Here is a 14,648-nt window from a genome sequence, read left to right as displayed (position 1 = left end):
TACGAACTCAGCCCCGACCACGAGTCCTTCTGGTTGCAGGGGCCCGGAGGGGCGAACATGCCGGTCCCTGATCGGGATTTCACCGTTCACGATCTCGCGCCGCAGCCCATCACCGCCACGTGGGCAGCGGAAGGGCGGAACGTGGCAGGCAAAGCTCTCTTCAGCCTGTTCTTCACCAGCCCCGGGTTCCCGGGCACCGGGAAATGGGCGCAGATCTTCTACGATCCCACGGGTCCAGCCTTGACGGCACTGGCTGCGGACGCGCCGGCCGAGAAGGCTCCCGCATTCGCTCTGAAGCCGGGCAGGCAGAGCGCGATTGCCGCGCCGCCACCGGCTGGCTCCTGAGCATGTCCGCGGATTTCACTCGAGTTTCCCGGAGGGCGCTGTGGCGATTTCTGTGTCCGAGCTGCTGGCTTTGTTCGACAGCTCGAGCGGGTCTGGGGTTTTCGAGCTGCCGGGTTCGGCGCTCGGAATCCCGGAGGTGTCCGACCTGTTCGATGTGTACCTGGGGGGTGGGCTGAGCCTGTCCGTGCCGGTCTTCGACCGTGAGGCCCTGGAGGCGGCGGGAGTCTGTGACATCCCGGAGTTGGGTGTGAAGCTGGCGACGCGTGTGCACTTCGCCGCCGACGCGGGCCGGATGTCCGTGGTGGGCTGCCGGGTGGCGGTGGAGGCTCCGTCCTGGGTGATCGAGACGCAGTATCTGCAGACCGACCTGACCAGGCTTCGCCCTCTGGGGTTCGACCCGTTGTCGGTCGTCTTCGCTGCGCTGCCGGACGCCCTGGGCGGTGCCCGCCCAGAGGTGTACCTGACGGTGGCGTTTCCTGCTGGCAGCCCCGCCAGGCGCGAGACCGTGCGGGTGCTGGGCGCGCAGTCGGCCGTCGTCGGACTGTCCGGGGATTTCCCGGACGCCCCGGCCTTCGATCAGCTGGCGGATCTGGCGGCTCTTCCGTTCCTGGACGCGTCGGTGATGGATCTCGTGCGCCTGCCGGAGGAGATCAGCGGCCGGCTGGGCAGCTTGTCGCTGACGTCGGTGAGCGCGGCGTTCGACCGGTACCTGGGACGCCTGGAGGAGGTGAGCGTCGCCCTACGGCTGCAGGGGGACGCCAGCTGGCCACTCATCCCGGGTCTGGTGGAGCTGGACCGGGTCGATCCGTTGCGGTTGGACGCGGTGCGGGAGCGTGCCGGGGCGTGGCAGGTGGACGTCACGCTGGGGGTGCGATGCACGGTGCGCGGGTCCTATGTTCTGGACGGTGAGTTGGCGCTGCCGGCGGGTCGGCTGTCGGCGGTGTTGTGGAACCCTGCGGGCGGCAGTGACCTGATCGGGGACGGGGCCCTGACAGGTACCGGTATCGACCCCGCCGGCGTCCAGTTGAGGTTCATCCACGTCTCGGCCGATGTGGCGTCCAGGTCCTACACCCTGGCGCTGGCCCTGGATGCGCGCTGGCACCTGGCTGCGGATGTCGTCTTGACCGGACTGGAGCTGCGTTCGGCCGGCACCGGCACATCGGTTCCCGGTGTGACATTGGCGGGCACGCTCGACGTGGGCGGGACTCCTGCTGTGCTGGAGGGGCGGCGCAGGCCCGATGGGGTGTGGGAGGTGGAAGGCTCCGCGTTCCAGGTGGACTTCGCCGGGTTTGCAGGCTGGTTCGAGCAGACGTTCGGCGTGCCTGTGCCACAAGCCGTGGCTGGTCTGGCAGTGGACCGCGTGACGCTGTCGCTGGCCTCGGACCTGTCAGGGCGTGTCTGGTGTGCTGGTTCGCTCCCACTGGGCGACGGGCTGGAAGGCGCGGCCTTCGCGTTGGACGCGCGGGTCGGCGTCAAGCCGCCTTCGGGGAAACGGCCGGTGGATTTCTCGGCCTCTTTGACGGTCGGGGTGGAGGTCGACGGTGAGCCCCGGGTCATGGACTTCACGGGGGATTTCGGCGCCGACGCCGCGGGCTCGCGGCTCACCCTCGAGTGGGCGAGTGAGCAGGGGATCCCCGTTCAGGACCTGATGGCCGCCCTCGGCGTTGATCTGCCCGATCTGCCCGAGGCGTTGCGACCCGAGCTGCAGGCCCTGTCAGTGCGCTACGACTCCGCTACCGGTGAGGTCCTGCTGACGGCCGCGACCGAACGCACAGGCTGGGTCTATGCCAGCCGTCCTGGCACCGGAGCCGGCAGCCCCCGCAGCACCGCCGCCGCGGTGCGGGCCCGGCTCGGCGCGCGTGCCTCGGATCTGCCGCTGGTCGGCGAGGCGATGCCGCCCGGCGCGGACCTGGTGCTGGACGCTATCGCCGTCACCTCGACGCCCACCGGCTGGACCGCCGACCAGGCCGCCTTGCTCAACTCCGCACTGGATCAGGCCGATTCCGCAGCGGAGCGCAGGCTGCCGCGCTTCGCCGCCGATCGGGCGGCCGGGCCCGGTACCGCCGTCCAGATCGAGCTGAGCATCGGTGGAGTGTCGCAGGTCCCGCTGGTCCTGCCGATCACCACAGGTGCGGGCGGCGCGCTCGTGGCTGTTCCCCTCGGCCCGCTCGCCGTGCGCGCGGCGGACGAGGGCTGGTCGCGCGAGCTGGACCTGGTGTTCGGCCCGGTGCGGTTCTCCGGGATCGGGATCGGCTTCGCGGACGGGCAGATCTTCGTCGCCCTCGACGCCGTCCTGTCAGTGGGCCCGGTGCGGCTGATCCTGATGGGCCTCGGACTGGGCATCGACGGGGAGTTGGACGTCGCGCCCCGGCTGCGCGGGGCGGGCGTGCAGCTGGAGAAACCGCCGCTGAGGATCAGCGGCATGGTGGAGCGCCGCACCGGCTCGGAGGTCGCCCCGGGGCTCAAGGAGCAGTTCGTCGGGCTTGCCGCGATCGAGACCGGGTTCTTCGCCCTGAATGCCGCCGGGTCGTATGCCAAGGCCGTGGACGGCTGGTCGTCACTGTTCCTGTTCGGCGAGATCTCCGGCGGTGAGCAGGGACTGTTCGGGCCGCCGCCGTTCCGGGTGATCGCCATCTCGCTGGGCTTCGGCGTCAACAGCACCGTGCGCACCCCGACGATCGACCAGGTCGGCGAGTTCCCGCTGGTGAACCGGCTGGACGGCGTCGGCAGCGGCGACACGCCCGCACAGGTGCTGGAGAAGCTCGCCGGCCCGGGCGGCTGGATCACCCCGCGCGAGGGCCAGTACTGGGGCGCGGGCGGGATCGAGTTCAGCTCGTTCGAGTTCCTGCGCTCGCGCGCGCTGCTGCTGGTGGAGGGCGGCGAGTCCTGGAAGGTGCTGCTGATCGGCCGTACCACCATCGACCTGCCGCGCAGCAAGGCCGCCAAGAAGCCGATCGCGCGGATCGTCATCGACCTGGCCATCGGCTACCACCACGATCAGGGCCTCTTCTCGATGGACGCGGTGATCGCGCCCGGCTCGTACGTCATCGACCCGGCGGCCGAGCTCACCGGTGGCCTGTCGCTCTACATCTGGGGCCAGGACCGCACCGCCCTCGGCGGCGGCAAGGGCTTCGTCTTCACCCTCGGCGGCTACCACAAGAACTTCAAGAAGCCCGACTACTACCCCGACCCGCCCCGCGTGGGCTGGCGGTGGGCGATCGGCCCGGTGGCGATCCGCGGGCAGGTGTACGCGGCGCTGACCGACGGCGCCTTCATGGCCGGCGGCGAGCTGTCCGCGAACTACGACAAGGGCCACGGCATCCAGCTGCAGGCCTGGTTCACCGCCTGGCTGGACGCGCTGGTGCAGTGGAAGCCCTTCTACTTCGACCTGTCGATGGGCCTCAACATCGGGGTCGCGGCCACCGTCAAGGTGCTCTTCATCCGGGTCCGGGTCTCGCTGGAAGTCGGGGTGGAGCTGGACCTGTGGGGGCCGCCGATCGGCGGGCGGGCCAAGATCAAGGTCTGGTTCATCAGCTTCACCGTCGAGTTCGGCACCGGCCGCGACGGCGTACCGGCGATCGACTGGGCGGAGTTCAGCGTCCAGTTGCCCGCCCCGCTCTCCATCGCCCCGCTGCGGGGGCTGCTGGTCGACGTCGACCCCGAGGAGAGCGCGATCCGGTCGGCGGCGGGGGAGCCCCTGCTGGTCTCGATGGACGGGTTCGCCGTCCGCACCGAGGCCGCCGTCCCCGCCAGCCGCATCGTCTTCAACGGCCAGACCTTCGAGGGCACGGCCACGGACACCATCGACATCCGGCCGATGGGGCCCAAGGGTCAGGGCGTGGCCTCCGAACACCACGTCACCCTGCATTGGAACGATTCCCCCGACTACTACACCCCCACCGGATGGGGTGTCGCCGTCTACCGGCAGGACATGCCCAAGGCGATGTGGGGCAAGCCGCTGGGCAAGCCCAGCGATGTGCTGGATGGCAGCGACGGGCTGCTCAGCGGCTGCCTGGCCGGCCTGACCTTCGAGATCCCGAAGCCCGAACTGGCCCCGGCGGTCGGCTGGGTCGACGCCGAGGCCCTGGACGTCGACGGGCTGCCGGACGCGCCGATCCCGCAGCTGGGCTCGACGGCACAAGGCCCGCCGTCCACCCCGGACGACGGCAGCATCGCCACCATCGTCGACCCGGCCACCGGCATCGCCGCGCCGCCCACCGCGGCCCGCCGCGCCTCGGTGCACGCCGCCCTGGCCGGCCTCGGTCTGGCCCCGGGCACCGACGACGCGCTGACCCGCTACGCGGACCTCGCGCAGACCACGTTCACCCACGCGCCCATGACCACCACAGCCGAGAGGTGAACCGACGTTGAGCGGCACCGAAGACCTCCGCGTCGCCTTCCACGACTACCGCCGCCCGCTGGCCACCGCCGGCGTCTACACCCTCACGGCGGATCACCACCTAACCAAGGACGGCGTGCGCGTCGACACGCCCGCCATCCCCACCGCCACGCAGCAGTTCGAGATCCGCGCGGTCCGCTTCGTCCTCGATCCCTCGTCCGTGCACGCCCACTACCCGGCCGACGGAGCCAGCGGCGACTTCAGCCGCACCCTGCCGCACATCACCCTGAACCGCTCGATCCTGCCCTGGGAGCGGCTGCTGCGCGCCCGCGCGGTACCCGAGCAGGCCCCGTGGCTGGCCCTGATGGTCGTCCGCGCGGGCGAACTGCCCGACGACCCGGAGGGTCTGGGGCAGACCACCACCCGCACCGTCGCCGAGCTGCGCCGCCCCGGACCGGGGATCCTCGGGCCGGACCTCAGCGACACCGGCATCACCCCGGACATCGAGGCCGGCCGCTGCCAGAGCATCGACGTCCCGGCCGAGCTGTTCACCACCCTGGTGCCGCGCGAGGAGGAACTGCACTACCTCGCCCACGTCCGCGACGTCTCCACCCGACCGCAACTACTCGATGACGGCGAGATCCTGACCGAGGGCCAGTACGCCGTGCTGGCCGCCAACCGCTTCCCCAGCCAGGCTGGCACCTACACCGCGCACCTTGTCTCCCTGGAGGGCTTCAAAGGCAGGCTCGACCCCGGACAACTCCCCACCGGCACCCAGGCGGTGCGGCTGTGCGTGCTGCACTCGTGGACGTTCACCAGCGACCCGGCCGGCACCCGCGACGCCGCAGCGCTGCTCAGCAACCTCGTGGCACCCGCCCGCGCGGACCGGGAGAACCTGGCGCTGCGCTTGCGCCCCGAGGGGAGCGTGGCGGCCCGCTCCACGGCGGACGCCGAGCAGTACGCGCGCCGCCGCCTGCACCTGGGCTACACCCCGCTGCCCTACCGGCTGCTGTCGGGGGAGACCACCTACGGCTGGTACCGCGGCCCCCTCACCCCCGTGATCGCGCCGGTGACTCGCGACTTCGCCCGCGACGAGCCGAAGACCACCGCCGACCACGCGCTGATCTACGAGCCGGAGCACGGCCTGTTCGACGTCTCCTACGCCGCCGCCTGGACGCTGGGCCGCACCCTGGCACTGAGCGACCCCGACTACAGCGAGGAGATGACCCGGGCGCGGCGCGAACTGGCCAACACCGCCGCGACGGTGATGGCCCTGGCCGCCGATCCGGTGCTCGCCGCCGCCGACCCCGGCGACCTGGACGGGCGCGCCCTGCGGAACCTCGCCGCCCCCACCTTCGCCGCCGGCCTACTGGAGGCGCTCGCCAGCCCGCTCGTCCCGGCCGGCCAGGTCTCGGCCCGCCGGGGCCGCCGTGCCCGGCTCACCCAGGCCGCCGCCCATGCCGCGCTCACCGCCGAGCCCCGGATGGCGGCCCTGCAGGCCACCGCCGCACGGCACGCCCGCACCTTGCCGGCCTGGCTGGACGAACTGGCGCTGCTGCGCCGGGTGCCGTTCAACTACCTGGTGCCGCACCCCGCGATGCTCCCCCCGGAGTCGATCCGGCTGTTCCGCATCGACGAGAACTGGATCGAAGCACTGCTCGCCGGCGCCCGCGACGTCGGCGTCCACACCTCCCTGGACGCAGCTGTCGACCCGGCGCTCACCGCCGCCGTCGACCGCCGCCGCACCCGCTCCGCCGAACCGCGCCGCGCCGGGCTGCTCATCCGCTCCGAACTCGTCGAAGCCTGGCCGGTCTTCGACATCCTCACCACCGCCGCCGGAGCGGACAACACCGAGCTGCGCCGCGACCACCTCGCTCCCGACACCCTGCTGCTACTCCTGGACGCCCTGCCCGAGGAGATCGTCATCCGCGAGCCCGGCCAGGGCATCCACTTCGGCATCGACAGCACCAGCGCCACCGGCGACAACAGCGTCATCAACCTGCGTGACCACCGGCCGGGCACCAACCTCGGCTACCCGCTGCGCCGTGACTACCCCGTCGGCGGCGGCCTGCTCACCCGCCACCTGCGCCCGCGCGCGGGGGACGATGCCCCGGACGTCCTGGCCCTACGCGGCGAACGGGGCCTGGTGCCCGCCCTCGCCCAGGTCCTCGACCCCGCCCTCGGCGACCTCGCACCCGGCGAGTTCGCCCTGCAACTCGTCAACGCCCCCGTCGAGCAACGCCTGATCCTCGACCCGACGCCCGGCCAGGAGAGCGCCCGATGACCGACACCGACCTGATCGTCCCCGTCGAGGTCCACGCGCTACTGGCCACCCGCGACGTGGCCAACTTCGACGACTTCCGGCGCTGGAGTCCGCGCTACCCGTGGACCTTCTCCAAGGACTTCCGCAGCAACGCCGAACCGCCCATCCAGCACTCCGAGGGCAACCCCGAAGAGGGCATCCACGTGCAGTGGCAGCTGCCCGAGGCCCTGGCCACCGGCGTGATCGACCCAGCCACCGGCGTCAGCACCTTCCCGCTGGTGCCAAACAGGTGGCTGGTGGTGCGCTACGCCGAGGTGCGCGGCGTCATGAAGGCCGCCGGTTTCCTCGTCCACAGCGACTACCTGGAGAAGGCCGACGGCGGGCCCGTCGAGTCGGCGTTCACCCCCTTCGTCGACCCGAACCCCGACCGGCCGCCCCGCGCCGACTACATCGGCCGCGTCCACCCGTTGACCGCCGGCCGCTGGAGCGAGCCGGCCGACCGGCCGCTGTTCCTGACCGCCATCGGCAGCGGCCTGCCCGCCTTCGCGGCCTTCGCCCCGTACCACGAGAACGTCTTCCTCTTCCACGACACCCTCGCCGACCTCAAGGCCAGCGAGAGCTACCCGCCGCCCTGCACCGTCAGCTACTGCGTGATCGGCTGGTACAGCAAGGACAGCGCCGACATCCTCAAAACCGCACGCGACATCAAGGGACTGCTGCCCCCCGACGCCGACCCCGACAACGTGGCCGACGTGCTGCGCGCCCTGGGATGGGCCGCCCCCGACGGCATGCCCGCCACGGTCACCCGCACCCGCTACGTCGGCACCGCCCTCGGCATTCCGTGGAACCGCGAGGGCGGACACCCGGACTCGGACCGCCCCAAGACCCGCGACGTCAAGGTCGCGATCGGGCACAGCACGGCCGACGCCGTCGCCGCACTCGTCGACCACCAGGCCTCCGGCACCCAGCTCGCCGACCAGGTCCGCGCCCTGTTCCACGGCAACCCCGACGAGCTCGACGGCCCCGACTGGCAGAACTCCCTGGACGAGCTCACCCGCCGCTCCTGGTTCAGCGGCCACGACGGCGGCGCCACCTGGCACATCGTCAACCGGCCCAGCGACACGGCCGACAGTCAGGCCCCGCCCCCCGGACAGCCGGACTGGATCACCACCCTCAATCGCGATCAGGACGAATACGACCAGGCCCGCCACCAACTCGCCGCCGCGCAATGGCGGCTGTGGTCACTGTGGTGGCTGCGCAACCTGCCCGAGAAGCGCCGCCCCCTCGACTACGCCTTCGACGAGCGGGCCTGGGACCAGAAGATCGACGAGGCCCGCGCGCGCGTGACGGTGCTCGACACCGAGGTCAAGCGGTTGAGCGGCCTGGTCCCGCACGGCCTGACCCCCGAAGAGACGCAGACCGCGATCGACCGCTACGCCGAGACTAAACGGCTGCCCGACGAGTTGGAGCTCAAGCGCACGCCGAGGCAGAGCTACCACCGCCCCGCCGACCCCGTCCTCGCCCTGACCGGCACGGGAACCACCCAGCCGCTCGGCCGCGACGAGGACGACCCGCTGCCCTGCCGCCTGCCGTCGCGCCTCCTCACCAAGGTGAAGATCAACGGCACCCTGGTGCCCGTCCCCGCCAACCCGCTGCTGCCCGCCAACACGCCCGAAGTACCGGGCATCATCAAGGCGGTGGTCGCCGAGTTCGCCCTGCTCGACCAGGCCGTGCGCACCCCGGCCACCGGCGGCACCGACACCGCGCTGCACGCCGTCGTCGCCGACCCGGCCGCCCATACCGAAGGCCCCTGGCCCGAATACACCCACGTCTGGCGCCAGCCCTGGCTCCCCCTCTACCTCCAGTGGCAGATCAAGCACTGCGCCACCCCCTACCAGAGCCAGAACGCCACCCCCAACTGGGAGTTCGGCCTCGGACAGGACGGCGACCCCGAGCCGGACCGCTACCGCTACCGCTGGAAGGGCACCGGCGCCGCGCCCGGCGACGGGGACGGCGGACGGCGCTGGAACGCCTTCGGCGCGCGCGCCTTCGTCACCCCCGCCACCCGGTACGTGCTGCGCGAGCAGACCCGCCGGCTCGCCGAACACGCCCCGCCGCAGCTGGCCGGCCAACTGCACGCCATGCGGGCCGAACTGGACGGCATCGACGTACTCTCCCAGGCCCTCGACGGCTTCCACGACTGGCTCATCCAGCTGGACGGGGCCGCCCAGGCCGCCACCGACCAGGCCGTCCTGTCCCAGGCCGGGGAGAGCAACCACGTCCCCGACGGCGCCGAGGGCCACGGCGATCAACGTTTCCAACCCGTGCGAGCGGGCCAGTTCCACTTCATCGAGCTGGTCGTCATCGACCGCTTCGGCCGGGTGTGCTCCCTGGTGCAGCCGACCCAGAGCCAGCCCATCCAGTTCCAACCGGTCCGCGCGGACAGCGTCCTGCCGGACAAGGACCTGTTCCCGAACCCGCCCGGCCCGCAGCGCTTCGTGCAGCTGCCGCCCCGCCTCATCCAACCGGCCCGGGTCCGGCTGGACACCGTGCCGCTGCGCGGCGACCAGCCACCCGCCGAGGTCGCCGAGGCCGGTGACGCCGCACAACTCCCCGGCGCCGAGGCACCGGTGGCCGGCTGGCTGCTGGTCAACCACCTCGACCGGACCCTGCTGGCCTACGGCCCCGACGGAGAGCCGCTGGGCGAACTGCGTGTCGTGCGCGACGTCCACAACACCCGCACCACGGCCTGGAACGCGCTCCCGCACGCCCCCTACCGCCACCCGCGCGACGCCGACTTCGCCGCCGCCTACCCGCACCTCGCCGCCTTCGCCCGCGGCCTGCTCGGCCACGCACCCGAGGCATTCGAGGCCCTGACGAGGACGATCGACACCGCGCTCGACCACATCCTCGAACCCGCGCCCGACGAGGACCGCTCCCCGGCCCGCCTGATCGGCCGCCCCATCGCCCTCATCCGCACCCAGCTCAGCCTGGACCTGATGGGAGAACCGCTGACCGACCCCAGTTGGAAGCAGGCCCTCAACCCGCCGGCGGCGAACTACCCCGACTACCGCTGGACCGTGCGCCTCGGCGACCCAGACCGACTCTCCGACGGCCTCATCGGCTACTTCGCCGCCGACGACCACGACCAGCCGACCCGCTACCACCGCTTCCATGCCGTCGACCCGAACGGCCCGGCCAACCCCTACGTGACGCCAATCGGAGCCGGCGCCCACCTCACCCTGCCCGCCCGTCCCGCCGACCGCCCCGCCACCCACCACCTCACCCTGCTCGCCTGCCCCCACACCGCCGTCCACGCCACCACCGACATCCTCCCCGTGGCCGAAGTCGCCGTGGACGCCGACACCACGCACCGGGCCCTCGCCCGCATCCGCGCCTCCTTCCGCCTCAACCCGCTGCTCGCCCCCGACCGGTTCGGCCCCCCGGCGGCCACGGCCTCCCTCAAGGCCCAACCCGGCCACCCGGCCTCCGCGATGACGGACGGCGACCCGACCACCAGCTACGAGAGCGGCGATGTGCCGGCGGCAGGCGACTGGGTCCGCCTCGACCTGCACACCGAACGCCGGGTGGAAGCCATCGACCTCCTGCTCGGCCGCCCGGACGGCAGCGGCAAGCCCGTGGCCACCGAGCTGGAAGCCTGCGGTGATGACGGCGAGGAGTGGACGGTGCTGCGCGGCTCCGCCCAGGTGGACGAGATCCACTATGAGCCCGAGACGCCGCTCACCGTCCGCTTCCTGCGCCTGCGGCACATCGCTGCCGCCGCCGGGCCCTGCGCCGTCCGCGAGTTCAGCGTGCACGGCGAGCCGCCGGACAAGTCCCTCGTCATGCCCCGCCCCGCGGCCTGGCACGGCGACTGGACCTGGGCCGAACCGCTCCCCGTGGACGGCACCGCCAGCGGCCAGCCGCTGCCGGAGTGGGACGAGCACCTCATCTACAACGCCGACCACTTCTCCCACCCCGACGCGCCGCCGCCCGTCGCCCGCTCGGGCTACCTCCAACTCCAGCCGGCCCCAGCTTCTTCGTCGGCCCCGTCGCCGGCCCAGGAAGGAACCGCGTCGTGACCAGCCCGGACTCAGCCCTGCTGCTGCCCTACCACCTGGAACACACCCCGGCAGCGGCCCAACAGCCGGGCGAGGTGGCCCTCAACCGCGTCCGCCTCACCGTCGGCGACGACCCGGCGGGCCGCACCAGCTGGCCGGTGCAGTGCACCCGGATCGCCGTCAGCCTGCCTCTCGCCGACTCCGCCACCGTGCGGAGCGGGGAGCCCGTCGTCTACCGCACCCGGCTCGACCTCGAACGCGGCCCCGGCCGCGGGCGGCAATGGCTGGTCGAAACCACCACCACCGACCCGGCCACCACCCTGATCACCCTCACCCCCGCCGAGCCAGCCCACTTCGACGGCAGCTGGACCCTCGCGCTCACCCTCGACATCAGCACCCCGCCCGGCACCCAGAGCCGCATCACCGAGGACACCGCCCCCGGCGACAGCAGCCCGCAGCGCCGCACCGGCAACGCCACCACAGCCATCCAGGAGGCCTAGAACCGTGACCACCCCCAAGCCCCCCATGCTGCTCCCGCCCGTCCTGGTGCCCTCGGACCCGATCCACGTCTCCACCTTCGCCAAGCCGGAGTACGCCGACCTGACGTTCACCTACGGCAAGGTGAAGTCCGGCGGTAACTGGCCCGTGCACTGCAAGTCGTTCACGGTCAGCATCCCCACCGGCCGTCAGGCCACCGCCCTGACCAGCGAACCGAGCCTGATCCACTACGAGCTGACCGTTCCCACAGGGAGGCGGGCTTGGACTGTCGAGGCCGACACCCGCGACCCCGACAAGGTCGTCTTCACCTGCTCGCCGCCGCCGGACGAGCCCGCCGCGTTCGACGGAACCTGGAGCGTCGAGCTGAAACTGTGGGGAATCGAGGTCAACGGCGGCGTCGGCAAGGTCGACATCACCTGGGAGGAGTCCACCTCGACCACTGGGGAGGACGGCCCGTACCAGGAACGCGCCGGGACAGGCACGGTCAGCAAGAGCGACGACTCCTTCTACCTACACAGCTTCCGCCCGGCCACCGTGGCCATCAAGCGCGGCACCAAGCCCACCCTCCACTGGAACGGCACTGCGCAGGCGAAATACACCATGTATTACCGGAAGCCGGACGGCACCCAGGGATCAGCCACGGCCAGCGGCGACAGCTGGACCTCCCCGGTGGACCTGGTCGACGACTCAAGCTTCATCCTTCAAGCCGAGATGGGCAACGAAGTCCGTTACCTCACCACCTCTATCAAGGTCAACGACCCCGATATCGCCGTCACCAGCGTGGCGGCCCCGACCGCAACTGGCAGCATCAGTATCAAAAATAATATCGTCACGACCGGCGACCTCACCCTCGGCCCAAATAAGACGCTCGATGTCGATCACATCAACGCCCGCACCGCCAACGGCGCCATCAAGGTCGGCAACGACCTCACCATCGCCACTAGCAAAGCCCTCAAAGTCGACACCGTGCAGGCCACGACCGTAACCGGCACCATCAGCGTCAAGAATGGCCTCACCCTCGCCACGGGCAAGACGCTCACGGCCAATGGCCCCATTCTCGCCCAAAATGATCTGACGGTCTCGGCCAGTCATACATTTCGAGCCAACTACATCAATTCCACAAACGGTGATGCGATCACGGTCCGAGACAACCTCACCCTCGCCACGGGCAAGATGCTCACTGCCAACGGTGGACTCACCAGTATCGGCACAACCACCGCCAAGGGCAACCTCAAGGTCGAGTCGACGGAGCCTGGGAACGGCATCCTGTTCGTGAAGCACATCATTAGCGTCAATGGAAACGAATCCGAGGCCGTCGAGTTCTTCAGCCCAATCAGCGGAAACCCCCGCGACGCGGGTGCCCCGCTCACCGTGGCTCGTACCCTCATCGCAGGCGGACCTGTCAACATCGCTGCAGGTCAGACCCTTACTGCCAACGGGCCCGCCGTGTTCGCTGGCCGGATCGACGGCCTGTTCCCTGCCTCTACGGTCGCCAGGTGGTCAGGTACGTCCTACTCAGTCGCCGTTGATGCCGACATGATCGCCACGGTCAGGAACGAACATGGCAAGAAGCAGTTCATCAACGTCTGGTCCGGCGGAAATATGCTGTTTGAGATCGGCCTTGACGCCTGGGAAGTAGCGACCGTACCGCTCAGGAAAGGATGGACTTTTCAGAAGAGGTCTCCCGACGGAGGGAACTTGGATGTCTGGAGGTTCTATCTGGGAGCCAAGCCGTAGGCGCTCTTGGCGACAGGTGAATCATTGAGCCGCCGCCGACGAAGGCCTCGATGAAGCAGCCGGCATTTTCCGGATCAGGTAGCGGATGCTGGCTGTGCGCGTGTCGTCCAGGGTCATCAGGAGGTTGCGGACCTGCTGGGTGGCCCTCCCCCGGCCTTCGGCCGGGAGGTGCCCCCATGCGGTGACGTTGTAGGTGCCAAGAACCACGTCCGTGCTGGTCACGCTGCATGTTGGTATTCGTGCAGGATGCCGCCGAGGTGGTCGCGTCGGCGGATGTCGAGGTGGGTGAGCCGGTCGGGTTCGGTGATGGGTTCGGGCAGTGGGCGTAGGGGCGCGGCGCTGGCGAGGCTGTGGTGGGGCCCGTGCGTGTTGTAGAACTGCTCGTACTCGCGCAGCGCGTGGAGTGGGTGGGCCTGGTTCCTGATGAGGTTTGGGGCGGGAGGCCTTGGCGTGGCGTCGGCGCAGCAGGTCGCGGTGCCAGCGCAGGGGCGTGTCGGGGGAGACGATCAGCTGGAGTTGCCGAAGGTGTGTCCGGGGGAGGTGGTGCAGGAGTGCGGCGAGCAGCGCGCGGTCGGGCCGGGTGAGCTTCGGTTTGTCGGTCTGTCGCTGTAGCACGGTCAGTTGGTGGCGTAGCGCGAGGATCTTGGCGTCCTTGTCGCGGTCGCTCATCGGCAGGAGCCGTATCAAGGTGAACACACTTGTCAAGGCCAGGTAGGGCAGTCGCAGCAACACCGGACCATCCTGGAGCCGGCCGGAGCCAGCTGGCAATCATCGAGCGAGACCTCCGCTGTCACTCGACCAGCCGGCCTCGCGGAAGCGCCCATACGTCAACTGACCAGCACAGACATGGTTCTTGGCACCTACAGGGCCGATGGGTTCGGTGGTGTCGCGTGCGACGAGGTGGCCGCGGACAGTGAGCCAGTGGCGCATCGCGGCTTGGGTGTGCCTGGACAGAGCGACGGCCTCGCTTGGCCCGGTCGTGCGGCGGGCTTGCGCCGCAGCAGGCCCCGCTCGGCAGCTGTGAGGTAGGCGGAGAGGGTGCCCGGCGCCAAGAGCAGGGCGAGTGAGCCGGCGGCCGTGGGCACGATCGCGCCCCGCTCCAGGGCGGTGCGCAGTTCGCCGGCGACCCAGCGCAGTTGCTTCGCCCGGGAGATGCCGGTGGGCGGTTCGCAGGCACGCTCGACGAGGGCGTCCAGCGCCTCGACCGAGGGTCAGCATTGGTCCTGTCAGGCGCTGTCGCGGATGGTCGAACCGTGTCATGCGTCGAGTGAGGATGTGAGTGCCGGCGGGGGCGCTTCGATGTGAGCGCAGGGGTACTTCGGGGCGGGGGGGCGGGGGGCCCGGGCCCCCCCCCCCCCAATTGCAAAAGAGAAGGTAACCGCACGATACCCCCGGGCGTGAAGGG

At 70.8% G+C, this 14,648-nt stretch carries 7 protein-coding genes and 1 pseudogene; 6 read left to right on the top strand and 2 right to left on the bottom strand.

Going from position 1 to position 14,648, the window contains the following annotated elements; genetic code table 11:
- The 6 genes from ACWGKU_RS06320 to ACWGKU_RS06295 form a co-directional block, all read left to right on the top strand.
- Positions 1 to 345: hypothetical protein (locus tag ACWGKU_RS06320; RefSeq protein WP_452178469.1), on the top strand; the 345-nt coding region annotated here is incomplete at its 5' end.
- A gap of 136 nt (positions 346 to 481) precedes the next feature.
- Complete coding sequence (locus ACWGKU_RS06315) at positions 482 to 4,705, top strand: DUF6603 domain-containing protein (protein ID WP_452178470.1); 4,224 nt, start codon at positions 482 to 484, stop codon at positions 4,703 to 4,705.
- Between the two features lie 7 nt (positions 4,706 to 4,712).
- Positions 4,713 to 6,968, top strand: a complete 2,256-nt coding sequence (locus ACWGKU_RS06310) for a hypothetical protein (RefSeq protein WP_452178471.1) — start codon at positions 4,713 to 4,715, stop codon at positions 6,966 to 6,968.
- The gene (locus ACWGKU_RS06305) at positions 6,965 to 11,029 is read left to right on the top strand and encodes a discoidin domain-containing protein (RefSeq protein WP_452178472.1); all 4,065 of its coding nucleotides are present in this window, start codon (positions 6,965 to 6,967) and stop codon (positions 11,027 to 11,029) included. Before ACWGKU_RS06310 ends, ACWGKU_RS06305 begins: the two co-directional genes overlap by 4 nt.
- Entirely contained in the window at positions 11,026 to 11,508 is a 483-nt protein-coding gene (locus ACWGKU_RS06300; RefSeq protein ID WP_401045499.1) for a hypothetical protein, read from the top strand. The genes ACWGKU_RS06305 and ACWGKU_RS06300 overlap by 4 nt, the downstream gene beginning before the upstream one ends.
- Before the next feature lie 4 nt (positions 11,509 to 11,512).
- A complete protein-coding gene (locus ACWGKU_RS06295) occupies positions 11,513 to 13,243 on the top strand; it encodes a hypothetical protein (RefSeq protein WP_452178473.1) in 1,731 nt (576 codons plus the stop codon).
- 21 nt (positions 13,244 to 13,264) lie between these two features.
- Here ACWGKU_RS06295 and ACWGKU_RS06290 read toward each other — a convergent pair whose 3' ends face one another.
- Positions 13,265 to 13,465 carry a hypothetical protein gene (locus tag ACWGKU_RS06290; RefSeq protein WP_401045494.1) on the bottom strand — a complete coding sequence of 67 codons (201 nt, stop codon included), beginning with the start codon at positions 13,463 to 13,465 and terminating at the stop codon, positions 13,265 to 13,267.
- A pseudogene (locus ACWGKU_RS06285) lies at positions 13,462 to 13,975 on the bottom strand (hypothetical protein). Before ACWGKU_RS06285 ends, ACWGKU_RS06290 begins: the two are co-directional and overlap by 4 nt.
- Between the last annotated feature and the right edge of the window lie 673 nt (positions 13,976 to 14,648).

The sequence above is a fragment of the Kitasatospora sp. NPDC054768 genome, from assembly GCF_053612025.1.
The sequence above is the reverse complement of the archived record's forward strand: the minus strand, read 5'-3'. Positions and strand labels throughout refer to the sequence as shown.